This window comes from Mycolicibacterium sphagni, from assembly GCF_002250655.1.
In the GTDB taxonomy this organism is placed as follows: domain Bacteria; phylum Actinomycetota; class Actinomycetes; order Mycobacteriales; family Mycobacteriaceae; genus Mycobacterium; species Mycobacterium sphagni.
In genome coordinates this window covers 100,866-126,846 of sequence record NZ_NOZR01000007.1, presented here as the reverse complement: position 1 = coordinate 126,846, position 25,981 = coordinate 100,866, and the positions used below count along the sequence as shown (strand labels likewise).

Below are 25,981 nucleotides of genomic sequence, written 5' to 3'. Positions count from 1 at the left end.
GTATCGCATTGGCGGCTAGGCTCGCTGGCTGTGAGTCCAGACGCCGAGCATGCCGCAACGGTGATCGCCGAGCGCACCGGTGTGGAGCGGCACGACGTCGCAGTGGTCCTCGGGTCGGGGTGGGCACCGGCCGCCGCTGCGCTGGGAACACCGGTGGCCGAGGTTCCGATGTCGGCGATCCCCGGGTTCACTCCCCCGTCGGCACTCGGGCATCGCGGCCGGGTGTTGTCGGTGCCCGTCGCTTCGCACAACGTGCTGGTGCTGTTGGGCCGCATCCACGCCTACGAAGGTCACGACCTGCGCGCCGTGGTCCATCCGGTGCGCACGGCACGCGCGGCCGGCGCGAAGGTCGTCGTGTTGACCAACGCGGCCGGGGGCCTGCGACCCGAGTATCGGGTCGGGCAGCCGGTCCTGATCAGCGACCACCTGAACCTGACAGCCCGCTCCCCGCTGGTCGGAGCCCAGTTCGTCGACCTCGTCGACGCGTACTCGCCACGGCTGCGGGAACTGGCCCTCGCGGTCGATCCGACCCTGGCCGAGGGCGTCTACGCGGGCATGCCGGGTCCGCATTACGAGACTCCTGCCGAGATCCGGATGCTGCGGACGCTTGGAGCCGATCTGGTGGGCATGTCGACCGTGCACGAAACCATCGCCGCGCGCGCAGCAGGCGCGGAGGTACTCGGGGTGTCGCTGGTGACGAACCTGGCCGCCGGGATGACCGGTCAGCCGCTCAGTCACGACGAAGTGCTGGCGGCCGGCCGGGCATCGGCCACGGCGATGGGCTCGCTGCTGGCGTCGGTGCTGGCGCGCCTGTAGGTCAGGCGCACCAAGCCGCGGGCCAGCAGGGGCGCGGCGAACAACATCAGCAGGACGCGCACCACCTGGGTGGCGACGATGAACGTGACATTGGAGCCGGTTTCGACCGCGGTGGCGAGCACGGCGTAGATACCGCCCGGGCTGGTGGCCAGATAGCCGTCGAGCATGCTGACGCCGGTGATCTTCGAAAGCGCCACCCCCAACCCCGCGGTGGCGACGTTGAGCAGGACGATCAGACCGAGCGCGGCAGGCAGCAGCCGTTCGATCGCTCGCAACGACTCGCGGGTGAACGCCACCCCGGCCTGCCAGCCGATCAGCATGTAGGAGGCTGACACCAGCACTGCGGGCACGGCCAGGCCCAGCGACCAGCCGCTCAGTTCGGCCACGATGGTCAACGCCATCGGACCCAGTAGACCGGCTCCGGGTAGCCGCGCCAGCCTGCCGACGACGGATCCGGCAACCACCAGCCCGACGATCAACGCCAAGTTCAGATACCAAGGGGCCGAATGGGATTGGGAATCCATTGCCGCATGCGACGACCGGTCGGCGTGGTAGACGAGGGTGACGACAACGGGCATCGACGCGGTGATGACGGCCACCCGCAGGTATTGGACGACAGCGACCACCCGATCGTCACCGCCGAGTTCTCGTGCGATCGCCACCAAGCCGGACGCGCCACCGGCGACCAGCGCGAGCGCCCCGGTGAGCGCGCTGATGTCCCGGTGTAATCCAAGCAGCGCACCCGCGCCGATGCTGAGCAGCAGCGTGACCACGCCGACGCCGACGACCACCGGCCAGTTCGGGCCGAGAGCCGACAGCGAATCGGAGTGCACCATGGTTCCGATGTAGACGCCGAGCGCCCCCTGGGCCGCCAATCCGGCGACGCGCGGCACGCCGGCGGGCGCCAGCCGGGCGATCGCGAGCACGATGCCGACCAGCAGGGCCGCGAACAATGCTGCGGATGGGACGCCGAGCCGGTTCAGTGGCACGGTGACCCCGATCGTCACAAGCACCAGTAGAACCCATCGCATATAGCAAGTATGCCCTTGTATTTCTTTCTGTGCCAACTGCAAGTCAGGCGAGATTAATCACCAATTAGCAAGGTATAACTTGCTATATGACCGTAAACGCCGCACCGTCGGCTACAGCTACCGAATTGCGGGAAGCGATGATGGCGCTGGCCCGTCAGCTTCGCAGGCATCGTCCCGACAACGGGCTGACGATCAGCCAGCTCGAAATCCTCGGCGACGTGAGCCGGGCCGGGGTGACCACACCGGCGGAGATCGCCGCCCGGCTGCACGTCCGGGTGCAGTCGCTGACCGACGGCATCAACGAACTCGAATCCCGGGGCCTGCTCTCCCGCCGCACCGACGATACCGATCGCCGCCGGCAACTGATCGAGCTCACCGCCGACGGGCTCGAGTTGCTGCTGCGCGACCGCGCACAGCGCGACGGGTGGTTGTACGAGACGATGCGCGATCATCTCTGCGAGCTGGAATTCAACCTGCTGATGCTCACCGCGCCGGTCCTGCGGAAGCTGGCCGACGCCGAGCGCGCGGCACAATCAGTGCCGTGACCCCCGAGGACTGGATTGCCCACGATCCCGATCCTGTCACGGCCGCCGAGTTGGCCGCACTGGATCGCGACGAGCTCACCGCCCGTTTCGCCCGATCGCTGACATTCGGCACCGCGGGCCTGCGCGGGCCGGTGCGCGGCGGTCCCGACGCGATGAACCTCGCGGTGGTACTGCGGGCCAGTTGGGCGGTGACCCGGGTGCTGACCGAGCGCGGCCTGGGCGGTTCGACGGTCGTCGTCGGCCGAGACGCCCGGCACGGGTCGGCGCAGTTCGGCGCAGCGGCAGCTGAAGTATTTGCCGCTCAAGGATTTTCGGTGATCACCTGGGAACATCCGGTGCCCACCCCGGTCGTCGCGTTCGCAGTGCGGCACACCGGCGCCGCCGCCGGGGTGCAGATCACCGCCTCGCACAACCCGCCGGAAGACAACGGCTACAAGGTCTATTTCGACGGCGGCTTGCAGATCGTCTTGCCGGCCGACCGCGAGATCGAGGCGGGGATGACCGCCGCTCCCCCGGCCGACCAGATCGCCCGCCTGCCGGTGCGACCCGCCGACGACACACTGGTGGACGCCTATGTCGCCCGCGCGGCGGCGCTGCGCCGAACCACCCGAGGCAAGCCGCGAGTGGCGCTGACGGCCATGCACGGTGTCGGCGGCGAACTTGCGGTGCGAGTCCTCCAATCGGCCGGGTTCGACGATGTGCACACGGTGACAAGCCAATTCGACCCCGACCCGGACTTCCCGACGGTGGCCTTCCCCAATCCGGAGGAGCCCGGCGCCGCCGATGCGCTGTTGGAGCTGGCCGAGCGAATCGGCGCGGACGTCGCGATCGCACTGGACCCCGATGCTGACCGCTGCGCTGTCGGCATCCCCACCTCCAACGGCTGGCGAATGCTCTCAGGCAACGAAACAGGTTGGCTGCTAGGTGATTACATCCTGTCCGCACTGCCACCAGAACGAACCGACCACAGCGTGGTGGCCAGCAGCGTGGTGTCGTCACAGCTGTTGGCGGCGATCGCCGCCTACCACGGCGCCCACCACGTCCAGACGCTCACCGGATTCAAATGGCTCGCCCGCGCCGACGCCGGACTGGCCGACCGCAGCCTGGTCTATGCGTACGAGGAGGCCATCGGCCACTGCGTGGACCCGCCGGCGGTGCGGGACAAGGACGGTGTCAGTGCTGCGGTGGTCGTCTGCGACCTGGTGGCAAGCCTTGGTGCGCAGGGTGATTCGGTTACCACCGCACTCGATCGGCTGGCTCTGCGGCACGGCGTGCACACGACCGCGGCGGTATCGCGACGGGTGGCCAGCCCCGCCGCGGGGGCGGCGATGATGACCCGGCTGCGCACCACGCCGCCGACCGAACTGGCCGGCTATGCCATCAAAGTCACCGAGCAGGCCGATGCACTGTTCCTCACCGGCGGTGACGATCAGACATCGATACGGGTGGTGGTGCGACCCTCCGGGACCGAGCCGAAAGTGAAGTGCTACATCGAAGTCGGCCAGGTGGTCGGCTCGGATCTGGCCCACGCCCGCAGGCGAGCAGCCGTCGTGCAGGAGCAGCTATTGGAAGTCGCGAGAAGCTGGTAGTCAGCGGGGCCCGAACTGGCGGTCACCGGCGTCCCCAAGACCCGGCACGATGTAGGCGATGTCATTGAGCCCGTCATCGATTGTCGCGGTGAACAGCCGGGCGTGCGGAGCGGCCTTTTCCAGCGCGGCAATGCCTTCCGGTGCACAGACCACGCACACCACGCAGATATCGCGCGCCCCTCGATCGTGCAGCAATCCGATCGTGTAGACCATCGAGCCCCCAGTGGCCAGCATCGGATCGAGCACCATCACCGGGTGTGCGCTCAGGTCATCCGGCAGCGACTGCAGGTAGGGCGTCGGCTGATGAGTGGTCTCGTCGCGGGCCACCCCCACGAAACCGACCTGCGCTTCGGGGATCAACGCATGAGCCTGGTCGACCATCCCGAGGCCGGCCCGCAACACCGGCACCAGCAGCGGCGGAGCGGCCAGGCGCGCGCCGACAGTGTCGGCCATCGGCGTACGCACGGTGATCTCCTCGCAGAGCGCATCGCGAGTGGCCTCGTAGACCAGCATCTGGGTCAGGTCGCGCAGCGCGGAACGAAAGGCGGCGTTGTCAGTACGCTCGTCGCGCAAAGTGGTCAGCCGTGCTCTGGCCAGTGGGTGGTCGATCACGCTCACGTCCATGCGCAGAGACTAGAGGAGCGTCAGCCCGCGTCGCAGCCGAGAACCAAGGCTTTGATCAGCGCGGAGTATTGGTAGGCGTACACGGTGGCCCACTTCCACGGCGAGTAGTCATAGGTCCGCGGGACCGGCCGCATGGTGACGCTGCCGTCGAAGCACTGATGGAAAATGTAGCGAGCCCGAACCATGTGGAAGTTCCAGGACACCACGATCACGTGGGTCCAGTTGCGTTGCTTGGCAAGTTGCGTGACGTACATCGCTTCGCCGCGGGTGGTGAACGGGTCTGGCCGAAAGCAGATGACGGTGACCGTCGCGGTGCTTGAGGCGCACGCTCGGCGGTAGACCACAGCATCCGCTCCGTATTCCGAGTAGGAGTTGGACAGCACCACCGTTTCGGCGTAACCCTGCTCGGCAAGTCTCAGGCCGTACTGCACACGGCCGTCGTTTTCGCCGCCGAGGACGATGATCGCGTCGGCTTTGGTCAGCGGGTCGGCGTGCGGGCGGTTGAACAGGACGAATCCGGTGACACCCAGGATGCCGACGAATCCCAGGCAGATCACCACCACAATCGCGACCGCGCGACGACGCCTCCCCACGGGGGGCAGGTTACCGGCCAGCGAGCGTCGTTAGGCTGTGCGGCATGGCTGCTGAGCTCGTTCCGGTCCGCATCGGCGTGACTGCTGGTGACCTGTACACCCTCTGGGCGCCCCGCTGGCGCGACGGCGGCGACGAGTGGGAGGCGTTCCTCGGCAAGGACGAGGACCTCTTCGCGTTCGAGTCGGTGGCGGACCTGACCGCATTCGTGCGCACCAGCACCGACAACGACCTGACCGATCACCCGGCGTGGGCGGACCTGACCGACGCCAACGCCCACAAGCTGGAACCGACGTCAGACCGCGAGGTGGACCTGGTTTCCGTCGAAGAGCTGCTGGCCGAGAAGCCCACCGAAGAGTCGGTGACCGCACTGGCCAACACGATGGCCGTCGTGTCGTCGATCGGCTCGGTGTGCGAACTGCCCGCGGTGACACGGTTCTTCAACGGCAACCCCAATCTGGGGCTGCTCTCGGGCGGCTTCGAGCAGTTCAGCGGGAAGCAGGGGCTCAAGCGCTGGAGCGTGGTCGGCGAGATCGTCGGCCGCGGGTGGGACAGCGTTCTGGCTGCGGTCGACGAGGTGATCACCACCCCGGACGTGGACGAGCGGGCCGCCAAGCTGGCCGCGGCCGAGCTGGACGAGCCGTACGAGGACGAGATCGACGAGCCCGAAGAAGCCGCGACCGACGAGGACGACGCAACCGACGACACCGATTCCGAGGCCGAGGACGCCGACGAGGGCGCCGCGCACCATAACGTGGTGCTCGGCGGCGACGCCGATTTCTGGGCCGAGGTCGGCATCGACCCGGTGCGAATCACGATCGCCTCGTCGACGCTCTACACGCTGCGGTGCTATTTCGACGACCGGCCGATCTTCCTGGGCCGCAACGGCCGGATCAGTGTGTTCGGTTCGGAACGCTCACTGGCTCGGTACCTGGCCGACCAACGCGACCACGACCTGTCGGACCTGAGCACCTACGACGACATCCATACCGCGGCCACGGACGGCTCGCTGCGGGTCGACGTGACCGAGGACAACATCTACATCCTCACCGGGTTGTCGGACGACATCTCCGATGGTCCTGACGCGGTCGACCGCGATCAGCTGGAGCTGGCGATCGAACTCGTCCGCGACGTCGGCGAGTACTCGGAGGAGGATCTGGTCGACCGGCTGCTGGGCGAGGACCGGCCGTTGGGCAAGCTCGTCGACCACGTGCTCGATCCCGAGGAGAACCCCCGCCCCACCGGGCCGTACGCGGCCGCGGCGAAGGAGTGGGAAGAGATCGAGCGGTTCGTCGAGTCGCGGCTGCGCCGCGAGTAACAATCCGGTCTAGCTGCTTGAGCTCGCCTTCGCCCGCTTGGAGGAGCCCACACCGCTGTGCGTGGACGTCGAGGATGTCGATGACGCCGACGACTTCGCGGACGCCGACGACTTTGACGAATCACTGGCGCCGCTCTTGCTACCGCTCTCCGTGGCGGCCGCCGCGGTAGTGCTCGTCGACGGGGTTGTCGCTGTCGACGTCGTTGAGGTGCGCGGCTTGAAGTGCGCCACCCCGGCGGTCGTGCTCGTCGAGGCCGTGGAATCGGTCGAGGACGCCGAGTCATCCGACGACGAACTGGAGCCGGTCGTCGTCGACGTGCTCGTGGACGCCGCTGTCGTCGAGCTGGCACTCGTGGTGTCGGTCGTCTCCGAGTCGGTGTAGGTGACCGCCGGGCCGCCCACACCGTACGGGCCGGGCCGCGTCGTCCGGAACGGCCGAACCCCGAAGAGGTCCTGGATCCCGTTGTCCAAACCGACTGGGATCGCCTCGATGAAGTCCTTGGTGAGCTTGACCGGGTTCTCGACGTAGAAGATGTTCCACGACGTCGGCTGGCCAGGGCTGATGCTGCGGTCGTAGCTCGATTCGATGATCACCCGCAGCGTGGGGTCGAGGGTGTCGGCCAGCGCGTAGCCGAGAGTGCCGAAGTTTTCCAGCGGCATCAGGATCGGGAGGATCGGGGTGGATATCAGGTAGTAGTGGGTGTCGCCGTACTGGCCCTGATCGATGACGCCCGGACTGGTCAGGCTGGTGTCGGCGTACACACCGCCGAGATGCAAATAGGTGATGCCCATCATCGCGTTGATATCGGCCAGCAGATTGAGCGGGTTCTCCGGGAAGTCCGACCAGCCGTCGTACTGAGCGGCGATGTCGACCGTGCTGTATTGCGTGTTGGTCGGGGTCGGCCCGCTGAACGTCGCCCCGCCGAACTGCAGGAACCACGGAATGGTGACGCCGGCCGGCCCCCGCGAGAGGAACCCGCCGTTCGGGCGGTTGCCGTTGGCGATCAACACGAAGCTGACGTCGGGCCCGTCGCCGACGGCGTATTCGGCTGCCAGTGTCCGCTTTTCCAGGGTGGCGATGGTCGAGCTCTGAGAGAAGCCGTACACCACGAAGTCGTCGCCGGGCGCCGGTGCGACGGATCCCACCTCCGTGTTGTAGTTGCACGACGTGCCCTTGATGCAGTTGTCGAGGTTCTGCTGACCCAGGGCCACCGACTGGTCGAACGTCAGCGTGCCGGTGTTCGGCGCGAACTGTTCGGGTGTGACGACCGCGACCGCGTTGTAGGGCCCGTCTGGGATACCGGTGCTCAGCGTCGAGGCGGGCGCGACGTAATTGCCGACCGCACTGGACAAGTAGTTCTGGACGAACTCGTCGGTGTCCTCAGCGGGAGACAGGGAGTTACCGGTGCCGCCCATGACGAGAACCGTTGTACCGGTGAGCAGAAGCTTGACGGCCGCCGTTGTCGTCGACACCAGGGCCACGGACAGAAACACTGCGAATGCAGCGACTGTCACTGTCAGGCTGCGAGCTGCTAGGCGCATATCGGGTCACCACTCCCTATCCCGGTCAAAACCACGCACGACGAGAGAACGCACCTGCCCCGACCAGGCCTGACAGACTCTATCAGCAAACGGATCGAGCCACCGAAGCATCCCAGGCAAAGACAGGATCGGCGCAGCCGACAAACAACCAACCGCTGAGGAAGACCGGGGTAAACGGGCGATTGGGCCGACCCAGCAGGCAGGTCAAAAATTGACTCCGGCGTAGGCTTTCCCGCAAACGGCCGCCGGTCGCGTGAAGGCGGGGTGCTAACCTTCTGAAAACGACAAGCCTTGGGGTGACAATTCAGTGAGCCGAGTGCACATCCCGAAGTTGGGGATCATCGCCGCACTGCGCCGAAAGACCGACGTTAAGCGCTGGGCCGATACCCGGAATCTGTACTCCGACTGGGAGCCGCGCACGGCGCGCGCCGCCGAGCTGATACCGGCAGACAGCCGGGTGATTGAGTTCGGTGCGGGCACCCGGGCCATCGAACGCCACCTCGACCCGTCGTGTACCTACACGCCGTCTGATCTCGTCGACCGGGGCCCGGGAACGATCGTCTGCGATCTCAACGAGCGTCCGCTGCCCAACCTGGGCAAGGACACCTACGACGTCGCCGTGATCATGGGAGTTCTGGAATACCTGCGTGACGTCCCGTCGGTGCTGGACTGGCTGTCGACGTTCGCGCCCCGCGCGGTGATCTCCTACGGCTGCCCCGACAGCAACGATCAATTCCGGCGCACCAAGCTCGGTGCCGTCGATCGGATCAGTCGCGGCTGGCTGAACAGCTACCTCGAAGAGGACATTCGGTCCCTGTTCCGGGAGCGGGGTTACACGAGCCTGCACGAAGAGAACTGGGCAAACGTCGACGGGTATCAGCACCGGCTGTTCGTCTTCGCGCAATAGTCCCCGCCGGCCCCTGCGTCACTTTGTGGTTTCAGGTGACCAACGGCCCTCGCAGCCAGCGCCGATAGCCTGTAGCGTGAGTTCTCGGATTTCATTTCCACGCTGGCCGTGGCCTATCGTCGTGGGCTGAGGGAGGTATCACTGGTGACGTCGACACTGACTTTGTCCAACCTGCTGGCAAACCAGGGCATCGCCGATCTGACCGGACTCTGGCCGGTCGAGGTGATCGAAGACTGGAATCGCCGCCTGGATCCGATCTTCGCGGGAACCGACGGCGAGCGACGGTCGTACGCCAGTGCCGATGCGCTGGCCGAGACCGGGATCTTCGCCGAGCTCTTCAGCGAGCCCGTTCGTCAGGTCATCGCCGGCATCCATCCCTCGGCCTTGCTCTACCACTGCCACTGCTACGAGATCGCCGCCAATCAGGGCCGGCCGCACATCCACCGCGACAAGCCACTGGGCTGGCATCGCGACACCGAGACGATCGGCGCCTACACCCCCGACTTCCCGTCCTTCATCAGCATCTTCATCCTCCTGTCACCGGTCGGTGAGGTTGACGGCGCGTTCGAGTTCTATCCGCACCGCCCCAACAACGGGATGCGCGCCGGCGGCGACGCGGTGCAGTTGGTCGGCCCCGTCGGCACGGCCGCGATGTGGAACCGGTCCTACTTCCATCGCGCGTCGCCGAACCGTGGTGCCCTGCGCCGCCGCGTCCTGAAGGTCTCGTTCCAGCCGGCCGGCCTGCCCAACGACCGGATCGGGCTGGCGGAGTTCCAGGACGCCCGCGCGCATCTGACGGATCCGGCGCTGCTCGCCCTCATCGACGAGAACCGGGTCGGCACCACCACTGCGTTGCAGGACCGCGGCGAGATTCCGGCCGGTGTCCCGCTGCCCCCGACGACCAGGAACGAGCTGTCCCGGGCGCAGGCGACCTACATCCGCGCCCAGACCGTCGGTTTTCGAGTGCTGGCCGCCGCGGGCGTTGTGTGACCCAGCCCAGTAGCCGGCTGCGGGCGCTCGTCGTCGGTTCCGGATACCGAGTTCGCAACGCGTTCCTGCCGGCGTTGAGCTTGCAGAATTCCCACGTCGAGATCGTCGGAATCCACTCCCGGACTTACGCGAATGCGCGCGCCGCCGGCGAGCGGTGGGGTGTGGAGGCGATAGAGGATCCGCGGTCACTGCGCCCAGGGGATATCGACCTCGCGCTGGTGTCGGTCACGGTGACCAACAACCTCGCCGTCCTGAAATCACTCGCACACCTGGCACCCGGCGCGGCATTGGTCATCGACACCCCCGGCGTCGGGCGCCTGGATGATCTTGGGCGGCTGGCTCTATTCCGGCGCTGGAAGCAGATCCGGGTGGGCGAAGACTTCATGAACATGCCGCAGTACCGCTTGGTCGGCGACGCCATCCGATCCGGTGCGCTCGGCGAGGTGAGCCGAGTCTCGATGTCCCAGATGGGATATCGCTATCACGCGCTGGCGCTGGCGAGGTCATGGCTGGGCCTTCTGCCACCGAGTTCGGCTCGTAGTCAACGCATTCCGGGCGGCGTCAACATCTCCTACCGCTTCAAGGGCGGCAAGGTCGGCGAGGTCAACGAACCCTACCGGCAGGGCGAGGGATCCTTCGCCGTCACCGGCGCCAAGACCACCCTCACCGGACATCCCATGGGCAATGAGATCCGAGACGCCCCGGGCGCCAGGCTTGTTCGCCTCGAAGGCGGCGCTGGCCTGACCGGGTTCGCGATCGACGGTCTCGAGACACCGACCACGATCGGCCTTCCGTATCACGCAACGCTGGCCGCCATGGGACTCGATGACGACTCCGAGTTCAACCTGCTCCGCATCGACGGTCTGAGCCAAGTGATCTCGTCGCTGTGGAATGCCGACCCGGTCAACAGCCGCTACCACCTCGAGGATGCCGTCGCCGACAACCTGGTCAGCTTCGCCGCGCGCGGCATACCCTGGGTGCCGGCAGCGGCTATTCGACTTCGGGGTGCAGGTCGGTAGGCGGATCGTCGTCGTCGAACTGTGCGACCGGCTCCATCGCTGCGACCGCCTCATCGATGTCTTCGGCCGGCTCCTCGGATTCGTCGTAGAGCACCGCCACCGGCGATGCGGCAGAGGCCGCAGATGCCGCAGCCGCCGTGGCCGCCAACTTCGAAGCCTTCAGCCTCACCCGCGGCGTCTTCGACGGCCACCAGTTGGCGTCGCCGACAAGCACGCACGCCGCCGGCACCGTGAGGGTCCGCACCAGGAAGGTATCCAGCAGCAGACCCACACCGATCACGAAGCCGATCTGAGCCGCGGTGAGCACGCTGCTGACCGTCAGCGCCATCATCGACGCCGCAAAGATCAGACCCGCCGAGGTGATCACCCCGCCGGTCGCCCCCACGGTGCGGATAACTGCCGAGCGCACACCGTATTTCGCCTCATCGCGAATGCGTGAGATCAACAGCAGGTTGTAATCGGCGCCGACCGCGACGAGCACCATGAACGCGATTCCCGGTACGCCCCAGGCCAATTCCTCACCGAGGATGAACTGGAACAGCACGACGCCGATCCCCAGCGCGGCGCCGTACGAAAGAACCACGGAAAGAACGAGATACAACGGTGCGACGATAGCGCGCAGCAGCACCAGCAGGATCAGGAAGACCACGGTCAACGTCATGCACAGGATGTAAACGAAGTCGGAGTCGTAGTAGTCCCGGATATTGGCGTTGATCGACGAGAACCCGACCATCGAGATCTGCGCACCGGCCAGCTGGGTATTGGGCCGTGCGTCGTTCGCGGTGTCGACGATGTCCTTGACCTGATCCATCGCCTCGGTGCCGAACGGATTGAGTGCCGTCTGAATCAGATACCGCGCCGAATGTCCGTCCGCGGAGACAAACAGGTTGGCGGCCTTCTTGAACTCGTCCATCGTCAACACCTGTGGCGGGATGTAGAAACCCGACATCGGCGGGTCGGCCGCCTCCCGCTTCATGGCCAACAGGAATGACGAAGCCTGATCCAGACCCGCCCCGAGATTCCGCGTTTGGTCGACGAGGGTCTGCACACCCAGCGCGAGTTGACGACTCGAATCCGCAAGCGTGTTGACGCCCTGGACCGCGTCATTGAGCTTCTTCTCGACGCCACCGGGCTGACCCACGCCGAGCGCACGTGCGGCCGCGGTGGCCTTCTGCACGTTCTGGCTCAGCTGGTGGACTGAGTCGTCGAGCCTCTGAGATCCGTCGGTGGCCGACAGTTCGCGGGCGAATTCCTCGATCGAGTGGACGCCTTCGGTGTTACTGGCATCGACGATCTTCTGCAGGTCAGACCGCGAGTTCACGCAGGCCGGGTCGGCATTGCACTCCGGACTGACGTTCAACGCGTTGACCATCGGTGTGGCCCAGTCGCTGATGCTGGTCACCCGCAGGATGCTCAGGCCCAACGCATCGCCCAGGGATCTCATGCTGGTCACCAGGGTGGCGGTTTTATCGATCTGGTCCAGCGTCTTGGTCCCGCCGTACTTCTGCGACATGGCGTCCAGCGCAGTGGTCAATCCGCGAACACTGGCGATCGATCCGACCACCTGCGTGCGGATCTGACCCAGGACGTCAGCCATCTTGCCGGCGCCGCCCGAGAGCAAGGACAAGTTGTCGTCGTTGGAGTGGATGAGGGTGGACGCATCGCCGAGCTTGGTGCCGACTTCACCGGCCTGATAAGTGGTCTTTGCCTGCTCGAGCACCTGGCCGGTAGGCCTGGTGATACCGCGGACCATGTCGATATCGGGCAGCTGCGCCACGCGTTCGGCCATCTGCTCCATGTCGGCCAGCGCCTTGGGGGTGCGCAGGTCGTTCGGGGATTGGATGAACAGGAACTGTTGCAACGTGCTGCTGATCGGGAAGTGCTTGTCCATCACCTGGTAGGCGTGGTTGCTCGCGGAGTCCTGGGGCAGGTTCTTGCGATCGTCGTAGTTGAACTTCATCACCGACGTGGTGGCGGCCAATCCACCCAGGATCACGACGCTGGTCACCAGCAACGCGACCGGCCGGCGGACGATCATGACGCCGGATCGCCGCCACAGACGGCCGGTGATGTCGCGTCGCTGTTTGATCCATCCCCGCCGGCCGGCCAGCACGATGAATGCCGGGAGCAGGGTGATCGAGGCCAGGAAGCCGACGAAAATGGTCACCGTCAAGGCCGGGCCGACGGTGGAGAAGATGGCCAGTTTGGTGAAGGACATCCCCAGGAAGGTGATGGCGACGGTGCCCGCCGAGCCGGCGATCACCTCGCCGATCGAGACCAGCGCTTCGACCAGGGCGTCGTCGGACCCCATCCCGGTCTTGGTGAGCTCCTGATATCGGCTGTACAGAAAGACGCCGTAGTCGACACCAGCACCCATGATCATGCCTGTCATCAACATGATGGTCTGCGGGCCCAGCCCCAACCCGAGTTCACCGAGACCGGCCACGGCCTGCTGTGCGACCACCAGCGAAATGCCGATGGTGATCAGCGGCATCAGCATGGCGATCAGGCTGCGATACACGAGGATCAGGATTACGAAAACGAGCCCGACGGTGGCGATCTCGATCATGTGCTGGTCGCGCGCGCCGATGACGTTCAAGTCCTCGATGGTCGAGGCGCCGCCCACCACGTTGACCTTCAGCGTCGAGTTCTTGGTCTCGTCGCCCACGATCTTCATGACGGCGCGATAGGAGTCCTGGCCGTCTGGGGCGCCCATCGTGCCACCCATACTGACCGGCAGGTTCCAGGCTTTCTGGTCCTTGCTGGTCATCACCTCTTTGAGTTCCGGGATATGGACGAAATCCTGGAGCGACGTGACGTGCTTGGTGTCGTCTTTGAGCTTGTCGACGAGCCGGCGGTAGGTGTCCTCGTCGGCTGGCGTCAGTCCGTTCTCGTTACTGAGGATGACCGCGGCGAAATTGCCCGCGTTGGCCTCATGAAACGCGTCCTGCATCTTGTGCGCCGACACCAGCACCGGAGCATCTTGAGGCAGGAAATCCGGGGGGTTGCGCGCCGCGACGACCCCGAGCGGGGTGATGAAGGCCATCATGGCCCCCGCCAGAACTAGCCAAGCAGCGATCACGAGCAGGGGGTGGCGAACGATCACCCGACCCAAGCCCGTGAGGAGCTTATGTGGTGACACGCCCCTGAAAACGGCGCGCTTGGACATCACACCAAGTTACATCGCGCGAGCACCCGGACATGTATCACGAGGTGGCGAGGCAATTCGTGGCGCGCGGCCGGCGGCAATTCGGATCGTACGCCCGGTTGGGTGCCGACGCGCGGCACGCGGTCCCGACCCCGGTCACGCAGCAAACTCGTCCCAGCCCGCCGGCTAGCCCAACAGCACGGCGTAGCGGGGCTTGATCACCTCGTCGATGATGGCCAGCCGCTCGTCGAAGTGGATGAAGGCCGACTTCATCGCGTTGATGGTGAACCGCTCGAGATCACTCCACCCGTAGCCGAACGCCTCCACCAGGCGCAGCATCTCCTGGCTCATCGTGGTGTCGCTCATCAGCCGGTTGTCGGTGTTGACCGTGACCCGGAACCGCAGCCGGGCCAGCAGGTCGAAGGGGTGGCTGGCGATGCTGTCGACCGCGCCGGTCTGCACATTCGAGCTCGGGCACATCTCCAGCGGAACTCGCTTGTCGCGCAGGATCGCGGCCAGCGTGCCCAGCCTGGCCGTGCCGTCGGGCAGCACGTCGATATCGTCGACGATGCGGACGCCGTGGCCGAGGCGATCGGCTCCACAGTAGGCCAATGCCTCGTGGATCGACGGCAGGCCGAATGCTTCGCCCGCGTGAATGGTGAAGCGCGCGTTGTTGGTTCGCATGTACTCGAAAGCGTCGAGGTGACGTGTGGGTGGGTAGCCGGCCTCGGCGCCGGCGATGTCGAATCCCACCACTCCCCGGTCGCGGAACCGGATCGCCAGCTCGGCGATGCCCAGCGAGCGAGCGGCGTGCCGCATGGCGGTCACCAGGCAGCGCACCACGATGGGACGGCCTGCCGCAGCCGCGGCCTTCTCCCCGTCAGCGAAACCGGCCAGCACCGCATCCACCACTTCGTCGAGGGACAGCCCGCGGTCGATGTGTAGTTCCGGGGCGAAGCGCACCTCGGCGTACACCACGTTGTCGGCGGCCAGGTCCTCGACGCATTCGAAGGCCACCCGGTGCAACGACTGAGGCGTCTGCATGACGGCGACGGTGTGCGCGAACGGCTCGAGGTAGCGCACCAGCGACCCGCTGTGTGCGGCGGTACGAAACCACGCGGCCAGCGCGGCCTCGTCGGTCGCGGGCAACCCGTCGTAGCCGGTCTGCTCGGCGATCTCGAGGACGGTGGCCGGGCGCAGGCCGCCGTCGAGGTGATCGTGCAGCAGCGCCTTGGGCGCCCGGCGGATCATCGCGAGAGTCAGAGGCGTGGCCATCACGCGATCCGACCGATGATCAACGGGCGCAGCTCCAGGGGAGAGTCGACGACGGTCCAGGAGCCGTCGAGTTCGCCCATGGCGGCGGGAATCCGCCCAGGCGTGTCGGTGTACAGCGTGAACAGTGGCTCACCTGCGGAGACCGGCTCGCCAGGCCGGCGGTGAATGCGCACGCCGGCACCGAATTGCACACGTTCCCCCGGGCTGGCCCGGCCCGCGCCGAGCCGCCATACCGTCAGCCCCATCGCCATCGCGTCTATGTCCCCCATTGTGCCGCTTCGGGGTGCCAGCACGGTCTCGGAATGGGCACCGATCGGAAGCTGCGCGTGAACATCGCCACCCTGGGCGCTCACCAGTGCGCGGAAGCGGTCCATCGCGGTGCCGTCGCGCAGAGTCTGGGCCGGGTCGCGGCTGTCGATCCCGGACAGGTCCAGCATCTCGGCCGCCAGCCGGACGGTCAGTTCGACCACGTCGTCGGGTCCGCCGCCGGCCAGCACCTCGAGCGACTCGGCGACCTCCAGGGCATTGCCGACCGTGCAACCGAGCGGGATGTCCATATCGGTGAGCAGTGCCCGCGTCGGCACGCCTTGAGCCAGGCCCAGCTCGACCATGGTGGCCGCCAGCTCCCGCGACTCGGCTTCGGTTTTCAGAAATGCCCCGCGACCGACCTTCACATCGAGCACCAGTGCGTCGGCACCCTCGGCCAGTTTTTTGCTCATCACGGAGCTGGCAATCAGCGGCAAGGACTCCACGGTGCCCGTGACGTCACGCAGCGCATAGATCTTGCGGTCGGCCGGCGCCAGCTTACCGGCCGCAAAGATGGCCGCACCGATCTCGGACAACTGCTGGCGCACTTGAGCTTTGGTGATCTCGGCGGTGAATCCAGGAATCGACTCCAACTTGTCCAAGGTGCCGCCGGTATGCCCGAGGCCGCGACCGGCGGCCTGCGGAACCGCCGCGCCACACGCCGCGATGACGGCGACCAGCGGAATGGTGATCTTGTCGCCAACCCCGCCGGTGGAATGCTTGTCGACAGTCGGCACCCGACGCCCGTCGCGACGCAGGTCGCTGAAATCAAGGCGCTCGCCGGAGGCGATCATCGCCGTCGTCCACCGGGAGATCTCGCTGCGATCCATTCCACGCAGGAAGATCGCCATCAGCAGCGCCGACATCTGCTCGTCGGCCACCCGCCCATGGGTGTAGGCGTCGATCACCCAATCGATGGCCTCGTCGGCCAGCCGGTCGCCGTCGCGCTTGGTCCTGATGACGGTGGGAGCGTCGAATGTGAACTCCGTCACGGGTTTTCCCGCTCCACCCGGGCCAGGTCGTCGGGGCCGAAGGCGTCGGGTAGCAGCTCGGCCAGCCGGCGTGGGCCGTCGCGGTGATCGACCAGCAGTTCCGGGCCGCCGTGCTCGAAAAGCAGCTGACGGCATCGTCCGCACGGCATCAGCGCCGCCCCGGTGGCGTCCACCACGGCCACCGCGATCAGGCGTCCGCCGCCACCGGAAACCAGTGCGCAGACCACCGCGCACTCGGCACAGAGACCTAGGCCATATGAGACATTCTCCACATTGCAGCCAGTCACCACACGGCCGTCATCGACCAGCGCCGCTGCCCCGACCGGGAACCGCGAATACGGTGCGTAGGCGTGGCTGGATGCCTCGATTGCATTGGTGCGCAATGAATTCCATTCTGCTTCGGTTGTCATGCGCTGCTCACCACTCTCCTACTGAATGCATTCACCAACCGCCTCGAAAAAGTCGCCCGGCGGCGGTCGGCCGGCCAAATCAGCCGTCCAGCCGCATCTTGTCCAGTCACGGTAGTTCTTTCGACAGTACAAACGGAGTTAGAGTCCACCCAAACGCAACGATGGTGTTGGAGGCGCTGATGAGTACAGCGGCACCGGTCGTGCCGGGTCCACGCGACAAGTCGACCCGCCGGCGGCGCACCCTTTATCGCGGCGACCCCGGAATGTGGTCGTGGGTGCTGCACCGCATCACCGGCGCGACGATCTTCTTCTTCCTCTTCGTCCACGTGCTGGACACTGCCCTGGTCCGCGTCAGTCCGCAGGCCTACAACGAGGTCGTCAACACCTACAAGACCCCGATCGTCGGCTTGATGGAGATCGGCCTGGTGGCCGCGCTGCTCTACCACGCGCTCAATGGCGTGCGGATCATCCTCATCGACTTCTGGTGGAAGGGCCCGCGCTATCAACGCCAGATGCTGTGGGCAGTCGCCGCGGTCTGGCTGCTGGTGATGGTGCCGTCGCTGGTGATCATCGGCATGCACATGGCGGAGCGATTCCTGTGAGCGCGCCCGAAAATCGCCTCGGACCGCCGGCCCCGATTCTGGAACGCAACCACGACCGCCCGGCCGGGCTGGACAATCCGCGCACCCCGCGCCGCCGCTCCGGCATGCCCAACTTCGAGAAGTACGCGTGGCTGTTCATGCGCTTCTCCGGCGTCGTCCTGATCTTCCTGGCGCTAGGTCACCTGTTCATCGGGCTGATGTGGGACGGCGGTGTGTACCGCATCGACTTCAACTACGTCGCCCAGCGCTGGGCCTCACCGTTCTGGCAGACCTGGGACCTGTTGCTGCTGTGGCTGGCCCAGCTGCACGGCGGCAACGGGATCCGCACCATCATCGGCGACTACGCGCGCAAGGACTCCACCAAGTTCTGGCTCAACTCGCTGCTGGTGGTCTCGCTGCTCATCGTGCTCGTCGTGGGTACGTACGTGCTGCTGACCTTCGATCCGAACATCTCCTAGTCGACATTTCTGCCAGACGACACTGTAGAGGCGAAAATGATTACCGAACACCGCTACGACGTGGTCATCGTCGGCGCAGGCGGGGCCGGCATGCGCGCCGCCGTCGAGGCGGGCCCGCGGGTGCGCACCGCGGTGCTGACCAAGCTGTACCCGACCCGTTCGCACACCGGCGCCGCACAAGGCGGCATGTGCGCCGCGCTGGCCAATGTCGAAGAGGACAATTGGGAGTGGCACACGTTCGACACCGTCAAAGGCGGCGACTACCTCGCCGACCAGGACGCCGTCGAGATCATGTGCAAGGAAGCCATCGACGCGGTGCTCGACCTCGAGAAGCTGGGGATGCCGTTCAACCGCACCCCCGAGGGCCGCATCGACCAGCGCCGCTTCGGCGGCCACACTCGCGACCACGGCAAGGCGCCGGTACGACGGGCCTGTTATGCGGCCGACCGCACGGGCCACATGATCCTGCAGACGCTCTACCAAAACTGCGTCAAGCACGACGTGGAGTTCTTCAACGAGTTCTACGTCCTCGACCTGGCTTTGACCGAGACGCCGAGCGGTCCGGTGGCCACCGGCGTCATCGCCTACGAGCTGGCGACCGGGCAGATCCACGTCTTCCACGCCAAGGCCGTCGTGTTCGCAACCGGTGGCTCGGGACGGATGTACAAGACGACCTCCAACGCCCACACCCTGACCGGCGACGGGCTTGGCATCGTCTTCCGCAAGGGGCTTCCCTTGGAGGACATGGAGTTTCACCAGTTCCACCCGACGGGGCTGGCCGGCCTGGGCATCCTGATCTCCGAAGCGGTACGCGGCGAGGGCGGCCGGCTGCTCAACGGCGAGGGCGAGCGGTTCATGGAGCGCTACGCCCCCACGATCGTCGACCTGGCCCCACGCGACATCGTCGCCCGCTCGATGGTGCTGGAGGTCCTCGAAGGACGCGGCGCCGGGCCGCACAAGGACTACGTCTACATCGACGTTCGCCACCTCGGCGCAGATGTGCTCGAGGCCAAGCTGCCTGATATCACCGAGTTCGCGCGTACCTACCTCGGCGTCGACCCGGTGAAGGAACTTGTGCCCGTCTACCCGACCTGTCATTACGTCATGGGAGGGATCCCGACCACCATCACCGGACAGGTGTTGCGCGACAACACCACAACGGTGCCGGGCCTGTACGCCGCCGGCGAATGTGCCTGTGTGTCGGTGCACGGGGCCAACCGGCTCGGCACCAACTCGCTGCTCGACATCAACGTGTTCGGCCGCCGCGCCGGAATCTCGGCGGCCAACTACGCCATGGGGCACGACTTCGTCGACCTGCCCGACGCGCCGGCCGGGATGGTGGTGAACTGGGTCGCCGACATTCTGTCCGAGCACGGCAACGAGCGGGTCGCCGACATCCGTTCCGCGCTACAGCAGTCGATGGACAACAACGCCGCGGTGTTCCGCACCGAGGAGACACTCAAGCAGGCGCTGACAGACATTCACGCCCTCAAGGAGCGCTACTCCCGAATCTCAGTGCACGACAAGGGAAAACGCTACAACAGCGACCTACTGGAGGCCATCGAGCTGGGCTTCCTGCTGGAACTGGCGGAGGTGACGGTCGTCGGTGCGTTGAACCGCAAGGAATCCCGCGGCGGGCACGCCCGCGAGGACTACCCCAACCGGGACGACACCAACTACATGCGACACACCATGGCCTACAAGGAAGGCGCGGATCTTCTCAGCGACATCAGGCTGGACTACAAGCCCGTCGTGCAGACCCGCTACGAGCCGATGGAGCGTAAGTATTAATGAAGGACTCCGCCTGATGACGATCGCACCTGATCTGAAAGAGCCTGCGCTGCCGCCGATCCCGGACGGCGCGGTGATGGTGACGCTGAAGATCGCCCGGTTCAACCCGGAGGATCCCGACGGCGCCGGGTACCAGAGCTTCCGCGTGCCCTGCCTGCCATCGGATCGGCTGCTGAACCTGCTGATCTACGTCAAGAGCTATCTGGACGGCACCCTGACGTTCCGCCGTTCGTGCGCCCACGGGGTGTGCGGCTCAGATGCGATGCGGATCAACGGCGTGAACCGGCTGGCCTGCAAGGTGCTGATGCGTGACCTGCTGCCAGCCCCGGCCCGTGGCCGCTCCGCGGGCTCCGCGCCCAAGGACAAGCCGCTGACCATCACCATCGAGCCAATCCGCGGCCTGGCCGTGGAGAAGGATCTGGTGGTCAACATGGAGCCGTTCTTCGACGCGTACCGCGCGGTGAAGCCGTACCTGATCACCTCGGGCAACGCCCCCACCCGGGAACGCATCCAGAGCCCCACCGACCGCGCCCGCTACGACGACACGACCAAGTGCATCCTGTGCGCCTGCTGCACCACGAGCTGCCCGGTGTATTGGAGCGAGGGGTCGTACTTCGGGCCGGCCGCGATTGTCAACGCCCACCGCTTCATCTTCGACAGCCGCGACGAGGGGGCCGCCGAGCGGCTGGACATCCTCAACGAAGTCGACGGAGTCTGGCGTTGCCGCACGACCTTCAACTGCACGGATGCCTGCCCGCGCGGGATCGAGGTCACCAAGGCGATCCAGGAGGTCAAGCGCGCGCTGATGTTCGCGCGCTGACCTGATAGGTGGTTGAGCGGGCGGGCCGCTGCCAGAGCACTCCACCGCCAGCGGTCGGGCCGGCGGCGCTCAACTCCCGCTTGAGGATCTTGTTGGTGGCGGTCTGCGGCAGGTCGTCGTTGATGCGGACGAACGTGGGCCACGCCTTCGGCGACAGGTCGGCCTGCTCGGCGAGGAATGCCTCGAACTCCTCGGGCGTCAGTGACTGGCCTTGGCGCAGAACGACTGCGGCCATCACCTGGTCACCGACTTGCTCGTCGGGCACAGCGTAGACCGCCACTTGGTTGAGTTGCGGCAGCCGCAACAGGATCCGCTCGATCGGCGCGGCGGCCATGTTTTCCCCGTCGACTCGCATCCAGTCCGACGTACGGCCCGCCAGATAGATCCAGTCGTTGGCGTCTTTGTAGGCGAGGTCGCCCGTCCAGTACATGCCGTGCCGCAGCCGCTCGGAGGTGGCCGCCGGGTCGTTGTAGTAGCCGGTGAAGGGTCCCGAGCCGGTGGTGTTGACCAGCTCCCCGACCGCGTCATCGACGTTGAGCAGTGCCCCGTTGTCGTCGAAAACGGCAGTGGCGCACTCGGTTACGGTGTCGGGGTGGTAGATCGCCACTCCGCCCCAGCCTTTGCCGATCGAACCCGGCGGGGTGCCGTCCTCGCGCACGACGACCACGGCGAACTCGCTGGAGCCGAAGCCGTCGATGATGCGGCAGCCGAACCGCCGGGAGAATTCGGCGATGTCGCGCTCGGTGGCCTCGTTGCCGTACATGACGCGTAGCGGGTTGTCGGCGTCGTCGGGTTGCTCGGGGGTCGCCAGCACCAGCGCCAGTGGCTTGCCGACGTAGTTCATGAACGTGACACCGAAGCGGCGCAGGTCCGGGAGCAGCCGGGACACGGAGAACTTCACCGGCACCATCGCCGCTCCGGCGGTGATCGCCACCGAGAAGCCGACGGCCACTCCGTTCGAGTGGAACAGTGGCATGGCGAGGTAACACACGTCGTCGGCGGTGATGTCCATCTGGGCGACCAGGCTCATCCCGCACATCACGCTCATCGCGTGAACAAAGGGCACCGCCTTGGGGTTACCGCTGGTGCCGGAGGTGAAGATCATCATGAAAGGGTCGGTGCCGCTGACCTCTTGCGGGACAAGCGGTTCCGCGGCCGTTACGGACTCGGTGTACCGCGGTCCTGTTACGTCGAGCACGGTGATACCCCCGATGTCCAACCCGTCGAGCAGCGCGGCGTGGTCGGGGTCGACGAGCAGCAGCTGGCAGTCCGAGCGTCGGATATCGGAGGCCAGCCCCTCGCCGCGGCGGGTCGTGTTGATACCGCAGAGCACGTAGCCACCCAGAGCGGCGGCCGCCATCGAACGCACATAGGCCGGTGAATTCGTCAGTAGCGCACCGATATGCAGCGGCCGGTCCGGGTCGATCATCGCCAGCAGCGCGGAGGCTTCCGCGGCCGCCTCGGCAAGATATTCGCGCCACGTCCAGCTGCGCTCCGCTGAGATGACAGCGGCGGAGTCGTCCTCCATCCGGCCGCGTAACAGCTTCTGGACGGTGTCGATCATGCGTCGACCGGGCGATAGCGCAGCAGGGTCACCCCGGCGCCGGGAATGTCGTAGAACACCGGGGTCACGCGCATCCCGATGCGGATGTCGGCCGGGTCGACGTCCACCAGTTCGGTGGAGAACCGCGGGCCGACATCCCACTGCACCACCGCCGGCAGCTGCGGCAGCGCATCAGCCCACGGCGGCCCGGTCGGCCGCCGCGCCACAGTGTAGGTGTACAGCGTTGCCGCACCGTCGATTTCGCGCCACTCCAGGTCGTCGGCCAGGGTTCCCGGGGCCAGGGTGCGCGGGTAGAACACGTAACGACCCGCCGACGGCGAGTACTGCAGGAGGATCTTGCACGCGGCCAGGCCGTCCCAGAACGGTTGGGACACCGGGGTGGGTTCGGGTACCGGCAGCGGTTCAGCCATCAGTCGCCTCCCAGAACCAGGGCCACTTGCTCGCTCATGATGCCGCCGGTGCCAGCGACGAACGCGGTGTTGGCGTCGCGGACCTGGGCCGCGGCCGAACGCCCCATCAGCTGGCGGGCGGCGTCGACGACATGGTGCATGCCGCCCGACATTCCGGCCTGTCCATAGGACAGCTGACCACCGGCGGTGTTCAGCGGGAAGTCACCGCGGAAGGTCAAGTCGCGGTCCCTGATCCACGTCATGCCCTGTCCCTTCGGGCAGAACCCCGCGTCCTCCAGCGTCATCAGCACGGTGATGGTGTAGCAGTCGTAGATCGAGGCGATGTCGACGTCGGCCGGGCTCAACCCCGCCATCGCGAAGGCTCGCTGCGCCGAGCGCGCGATCGGGGTGACCATCGGATCCTGGGCGTAGGTCGTGGTCTTGAACGAGATGTGCTCCCCGAATCCTTTGATCCACACCGGCCGATGGCGGGATTTGCGCGCCAAGTCGGCATTGGCGACCAGCACGCCGGTACCACCGTGCACCGGCATCACGATCTCCAACATGCGGATGGGGTCGGCGATCATCGGGCTGCCGAGCACGTCGGCTTCGGTGATCGGCGTTCCGTGGAACACCGCACCCGGGTGGGCACAGGCGTTGGTGCGCTGGTCCACCACGATCTTGGCCAGTGCCGACGGGTCATAGCCGTACTGGGCGCCGTAGCGCTGCGCGATCTGGGCGAACGGGGCGTTCTGCCCGACGTTGCCGTAGGGGATCTCGTATTCGGCCTGCGGCGAGCCGTAGTTGTTGCTCGACGCCCCATACCAACTCGGTGCCACCGGCGCTCGGCGCGCCGAGCGCGGCAGGGCTCGTGAACCGGGCAGCACGGCCAGCACCGCGTCGCACAGCCCGAGTTCCACGGCGACGGCTGCGCGCCACACCATGGCAGCCGACGTGGCCCCGCCCAGATCCACCCGCTCGCCGAAATCGATAGGCAGTCCGAGGTATTCCGACAGCGTGGCCGGAACGAACATGTCCGATTCGGACAACCCGTGCGAGATCAACCCGTTGACCACGCCCGCGTCCAGGCCGGCGTCGTCGACCACCATGTTGGCCAGTGCCGCGTACTGGTCGAGGGTGAATTGTTCGGGCCGGGTCGGCTTACGTTCAGCGGGCAGCTCGGCGATCCCGACGATCGCCGCCTCGCCTGCTAGCCGCATCAGGAATCCTTCTGCCGGACAGGAAGTTCCACGGTGGCGGTACCGGGCATCAGGATGTCCGGCTCCCGCCGCCCGGCGATGTCCAGGTCGACCAGGCCGCGGCCGCCGTCCATCCGCTTGCCGGTGACGGTGCCGCCGAAGGTCAGCAGCTGACCGGGAAAGGCCACGCCGCGGTTCTGCACCGAATAGTGCACGAGCCGGCCGCGGCCACCGATCCAGTCAGTGATCGCCCGGGCCAGCAGCGCCGCCTGCAACGGGCCCTGCACCAGGATGTCGTCATACCCTTCCTCGCCGCGGGCCCAATCCTTGTCGTAATGGATCCGGTGACCGTTGTAGGTGGCCGCGCTGAAGAAGAACATCTGCGTCTCGTCGACGGTGACATCGAGCTCGGGCAGCGTATCGCCGGCCGCGACGTCGTCGTAGAAGAGCTGGGTCATGGTCGGGCAATCATCGACGTGGAGGCCTCGGCTATCAACTCGTCGCGTTGGTTGCGGTAGACGGTGTGCCAGGTGACCAGGACGAATCGCCCTGAGCGACCTTCCTTTTCGACCACCGATTCGATGGTGCGGACCATCTCGATCTCGTCGCGGTGGTACGCGGGCAGGTGAAACGTCGTACTCTCACCGCCGGCCATCCGCCGCGGCGCCTTGGGGAAGGCCAGGCTGCCCGTGACGGCACCGGACGAACCGTCGCGGCGCAGGCCCGGCAACCGGCTCACACCGAGGACGGCGTATTGCAGATACAGCGGTGGGCAGATGACATCGCGATAGCCGCTGGCACGGGCGTAGTCCGGGTCGAACCACAGTGGGTTGTCGTCGCCGACGGCAGCAGCCCAGCGCTGCCAGTCCCGCTTGATCACTTCTCCGCTCGCGGTCGCCGCGACCGTGCCCACGCGCGCCGCGGTCTCCGGGTCGATCAGGTGAGAGCTCATTGGCCGTCCTTGCGCCGCAACCGATCGCCGACCGCGGCACGCCCGACGGTGTCGTCGTCAAACCAGAGTGCGGCGATGTCGGCACCTCCGCCGAGGGTGGACAGCACCCTTGCGCGTTCCGACCACAGGTAGAGGTCGGTCTCCACCACGTATCCCATTCCGCCGTGCAACTGGTGGGCGTCGAGTGTGGCCCACTTGGCCGCGGTGGCGGATTGCATTCGGGCGATCGCGGTTTCACGGATGGCAGTGCGCCCCTGGCCGATCGCGTGCACTGCGGACTGGGCGGCCAGCCGCGCCGCCGCCAGCGCGATGTGCATATCGGCCACGACGTGCTGGGCGGCCTGGAACGAGGCGATCGGCCGGCCGAACTGATGCCGCAGCGTGGTGTAGCGCACGGTGCGTTCGAGCACCGCTTCGCCAACCCCCACCAGGTCCAGTGACGTCAAAGCCACCGCGGTGTTGGCGATCCTGCGTAACTCGTCGCGGCCGGGGGAAACACCCTCGTTGAGCACGTCGTCGACCGAGACGTCGTCGAAGCGGACCACCGATGCGTGGTGTCCGCCCATCAGCGCCAGCGGTCGCAGCGTCACGCCCTCGTTGCGCAACCCGACGACGAATCCGACGGTGTTGCCCGACTTGTCGAATCCCGAGATGACGATCACGTCGGCGGTGTCGGCGTCGGTGACGAAGTCGGCGGTGCCGGTGAGCCGCCAGCTGCCGTCTTTGGCTTGGTCGGCGCGCATGGTGGCGGTCACATCGGACGCGTCGGTGGGGTTCCACAGCGCGGTGGTGGCCGCGATGCGCCCCGCGGTCAGGTCGGGAAGCCATCTGGCGCAGGACTTCTCACCGCCGATGACGTAGAGCGCGTGTGCGGCGATCGTGGTGCTGTGTACCCGCACCGGGCAGAGCGCCCGGCCGGCCTCGCGCGCGAAGATCCCGAGATCCGAGAGTGTGCCGCCGGCGCCGCCGTGACATTCGGGCAGGCCGAGTCCCATCACTCCCGCCGCGGCCAGATCGCCCCACAGGTCGTCACGGCCCGCGCTCAGCAGCCCGCGCAGGCTAGACGCCAGATCGCGCTCATCTTGTCCGGCAACGAGTTTCAT

Annotated in this window: 25 protein-coding genes; 11 read left to right on the top strand and 14 right to left on the bottom strand. The window is 66.5% G+C overall.

The features are described from left to right. Positions 1-30 precede the first annotated feature (30 nt). Positions 31-816 carry a purine-nucleoside phosphorylase gene (locus CG716_RS10595; RefSeq protein ID WP_420093182.1) on the top strand — a complete coding sequence of 262 codons (786 nt, stop codon included), beginning with the start codon at positions 31-33 and terminating at the stop codon, positions 814-816. On the opposite strand, the gene CG716_RS10590 is transcribed toward CG716_RS10595, so the two are convergent. Beyond that, positions 735-1,847, bottom strand: a complete 1,113-nt coding sequence (locus tag CG716_RS10590; RefSeq protein WP_094479202.1) for an AbrB family protein — start codon at positions 1,845-1,847, stop codon at positions 735-737. The two genes, CG716_RS10595 and CG716_RS10590, sit on opposite strands and share 82 nt — an antisense overlap. Before the next feature lie 86 nt (positions 1,848-1,933). On the opposite strand from CG716_RS10590, the gene CG716_RS10585 reads away from it, so the two are divergent. Both CG716_RS10585 and CG716_RS10580 read left to right on the top strand, forming a co-directional pair. Then, the gene (locus CG716_RS10585; protein WP_094479200.1) at positions 1,934-2,392 is read left to right on the top strand and encodes a MarR family winged helix-turn-helix transcriptional regulator; all 459 of its coding nucleotides are present in this window, start codon (positions 1,934-1,936) and stop codon (positions 2,390-2,392) included. Beyond that, positions 2,389-3,981 carry a phospho-sugar mutase gene (locus CG716_RS10580; protein WP_094479198.1) on the top strand — a complete coding sequence of 531 codons (1,593 nt, stop codon included), beginning with the start codon at positions 2,389-2,391 and terminating at the stop codon, positions 3,979-3,981. The genes CG716_RS10585 and CG716_RS10580 overlap by 4 nt, the downstream gene beginning before the upstream one ends. Here the strand turns inward: CG716_RS10580 and upp are convergent, their stop codons facing one another. Continuing rightward, positions 3,982-4,605, bottom strand: coding sequence for a uracil phosphoribosyltransferase (upp, locus tag CG716_RS10575; protein ID WP_094479196.1), 624 nt, complete (start codon positions 4,603-4,605; stop codon positions 3,982-3,984). A 20-nt stretch (positions 4,606-4,625) separates the two neighbouring features. Next, complete coding sequence (locus CG716_RS10570; RefSeq protein WP_094479195.1) at positions 4,626-5,198, bottom strand: YdcF family protein; 573 nt, start codon at positions 5,196-5,198, stop codon at positions 4,626-4,628. Positions 5,199-5,242: 44 nt separating this feature from the next. On the opposite strand from CG716_RS10570, the gene satS reads away from it, so the two are divergent. Next, positions 5,243-6,514 carry a protein export chaperone SatS gene (gene satS / locus CG716_RS10565; protein ID WP_094479193.1) on the top strand — a complete coding sequence of 424 codons (1,272 nt, stop codon included), beginning with the start codon at positions 5,243-5,245 and terminating at the stop codon, positions 6,512-6,514. A gap of 9 nt (positions 6,515-6,523) precedes the next feature. On the opposite strand, the gene CG716_RS10560 is transcribed toward satS, so the two are convergent. Beyond that, positions 6,524-8,029 carry a PE-PPE domain-containing protein gene (locus CG716_RS10560; RefSeq protein WP_234817792.1) on the bottom strand — a complete coding sequence of 502 codons (1,506 nt, stop codon included), beginning with the start codon at positions 8,027-8,029 and terminating at the stop codon, positions 6,524-6,526. A gap of 334 nt (positions 8,030-8,363) precedes the next feature. Here CG716_RS10560 and CG716_RS10555 point away from each other — a divergent pair, with 334 nt between their 5' ends. The 3 genes from CG716_RS10555 to CG716_RS10545 all read left to right on the top strand — a co-directional run bounded on the left by CG716_RS10555 (position 8,364) and on the right by CG716_RS10545 (position 10,972). Then, on the top strand, positions 8,364-8,963 hold the full coding sequence (locus CG716_RS10555) for a class I SAM-dependent methyltransferase (RefSeq protein ID WP_094479189.1): 600 nt from the start codon (positions 8,364-8,366) through the stop codon (positions 8,961-8,963). A 144-nt stretch (positions 8,964-9,107) separates the two neighbouring features. After that, positions 9,108-9,953 carry a phytanoyl-CoA dioxygenase family protein gene (locus tag CG716_RS29870; RefSeq protein WP_094479187.1) on the top strand — a complete coding sequence of 282 codons (846 nt, stop codon included), beginning with the start codon at positions 9,108-9,110 and terminating at the stop codon, positions 9,951-9,953. Continuing rightward, positions 9,950-10,972 (top strand): Gfo/Idh/MocA family oxidoreductase, encoded by a 1,023-nt coding sequence (locus CG716_RS10545; protein ID WP_094479185.1) that lies wholly within the window; start codon positions 9,950-9,952, stop codon positions 10,970-10,972. Before CG716_RS29870 ends, CG716_RS10545 begins: the two co-directional genes overlap by 4 nt. Here the strand turns inward: CG716_RS10545 and CG716_RS10540 are convergent. The 4 genes from CG716_RS10540 to CG716_RS10525 all read right to left on the bottom strand — a co-directional run bounded on the left by CG716_RS10540 (position 10,944) and on the right by CG716_RS10525 (position 17,103). Then, positions 10,944-14,141, bottom strand: a complete 3,198-nt coding sequence (locus CG716_RS10540; protein WP_094479183.1) for an MMPL/RND family transporter — start codon at positions 14,139-14,141, stop codon at positions 10,944-10,946. The two genes, CG716_RS10545 and CG716_RS10540, sit on opposite strands and share 29 nt — an antisense overlap. A 165-nt stretch (positions 14,142-14,306) precedes the next feature. Continuing rightward, positions 14,307-15,395 carry an adenosine deaminase gene (locus CG716_RS10535; protein ID WP_094479181.1) on the bottom strand — a complete coding sequence of 363 codons (1,089 nt, stop codon included), beginning with the start codon at positions 15,393-15,395 and terminating at the stop codon, positions 14,307-14,309. Next, a complete protein-coding gene (locus CG716_RS10530) occupies positions 15,395-16,693 on the bottom strand; it encodes a thymidine phosphorylase (protein ID WP_094479179.1) in 1,299 nt (432 codons plus the stop codon). Before CG716_RS10530 ends, CG716_RS10535 begins: the two co-directional genes overlap by 1 nt. Next, on the bottom strand, positions 16,690-17,103 hold the full coding sequence (locus tag CG716_RS10525; protein ID WP_094479177.1) for a cytidine deaminase: 414 nt from the start codon (positions 17,101-17,103) through the stop codon (positions 16,690-16,692). Before CG716_RS10525 ends, CG716_RS10530 begins: the two co-directional genes overlap by 4 nt. Before the next feature lie 179 nt (positions 17,104-17,282). Here CG716_RS10525 and sdhC point away from each other — a divergent pair, with 179 nt between their 5' ends. From sdhC to CG716_RS10505, 4 genes are read left to right on the top strand one after another with little or no spacing between them, the layout of a single operon-like run. After that, positions 17,283-17,705 carry a succinate dehydrogenase, cytochrome b556 subunit gene (gene sdhC / locus CG716_RS10520; protein ID WP_094479430.1) on the top strand — a complete coding sequence of 141 codons (423 nt, stop codon included), beginning with the start codon at positions 17,283-17,285 and terminating at the stop codon, positions 17,703-17,705. After that, a complete protein-coding gene (locus tag CG716_RS10515) occupies positions 17,702-18,163 on the top strand; it encodes a succinate dehydrogenase hydrophobic membrane anchor subunit (protein ID WP_094479175.1) in 462 nt (153 codons plus the stop codon). The genes sdhC and CG716_RS10515 overlap by 4 nt, the downstream gene beginning before the upstream one ends. Positions 18,164-18,199: 36 nt before the next feature. Next, positions 18,200-19,954: a succinate dehydrogenase flavoprotein subunit gene (gene sdhA, locus CG716_RS10510; RefSeq protein WP_094479173.1), complete on the top strand. Its 1,755-nt coding sequence runs from the start codon at positions 18,200-18,202 to the stop codon at positions 19,952-19,954. 16 nt (positions 19,955-19,970) lie between these two features. Beyond that, positions 19,971-20,774 (top strand): succinate dehydrogenase iron-sulfur subunit, encoded by an 804-nt coding sequence (locus CG716_RS10505; protein ID WP_094479171.1) that lies wholly within the window; start codon positions 19,971-19,973, stop codon positions 20,772-20,774. Here CG716_RS10505 and fadD1 read toward each other — a convergent pair. Genes fadD1 through CG716_RS10475 form a run of 6 tightly spaced genes read right to left on the bottom strand, consistent with a single transcriptional unit; the run spans position 20,746 to position 25,981 of the window. Beyond that, positions 20,746-22,338, bottom strand: a complete 1,593-nt coding sequence (fadD1, locus tag CG716_RS10500; protein WP_094479169.1) for a fatty-acid--CoA ligase FadD1 — start codon at positions 22,336-22,338, stop codon at positions 20,746-20,748. The two genes, CG716_RS10505 and fadD1, sit on opposite strands and share 29 nt — an antisense overlap. Then, on the bottom strand, positions 22,335-22,748 hold the full coding sequence (locus tag CG716_RS10495) for a Zn-ribbon domain-containing OB-fold protein (protein WP_094479167.1): 414 nt from the start codon (positions 22,746-22,748) through the stop codon (positions 22,335-22,337). Before CG716_RS10495 ends, fadD1 begins: the two co-directional genes overlap by 4 nt. After that, entirely contained in the window at positions 22,748-23,947 is a 1,200-nt protein-coding gene (locus tag CG716_RS10490; protein ID WP_094479165.1) for a thiolase family protein, read from the bottom strand. Before CG716_RS10490 ends, CG716_RS10495 begins: the two co-directional genes overlap by 1 nt. Next, the gene (locus CG716_RS10485; RefSeq protein ID WP_094479163.1) at positions 23,947-24,384 is read right to left on the bottom strand and encodes a MaoC/PaaZ C-terminal domain-containing protein; all 438 of its coding nucleotides are present in this window, start codon (positions 24,382-24,384) and stop codon (positions 23,947-23,949) included. Before CG716_RS10485 ends, CG716_RS10490 begins: the two co-directional genes overlap by 1 nt. Further along, a complete protein-coding gene (locus CG716_RS10480) occupies positions 24,381-24,878 on the bottom strand; it encodes a MaoC family dehydratase (RefSeq protein ID WP_094479161.1) in 498 nt (165 codons plus the stop codon). Before CG716_RS10480 ends, CG716_RS10485 begins: the two co-directional genes overlap by 4 nt. Continuing rightward, complete coding sequence (locus tag CG716_RS10475; protein WP_094479159.1) at positions 24,875-25,981, bottom strand: acyl-CoA dehydrogenase family protein; 1,107 nt, start codon at positions 25,979-25,981, stop codon at positions 24,875-24,877. Before CG716_RS10475 ends, CG716_RS10480 begins: the two co-directional genes overlap by 4 nt.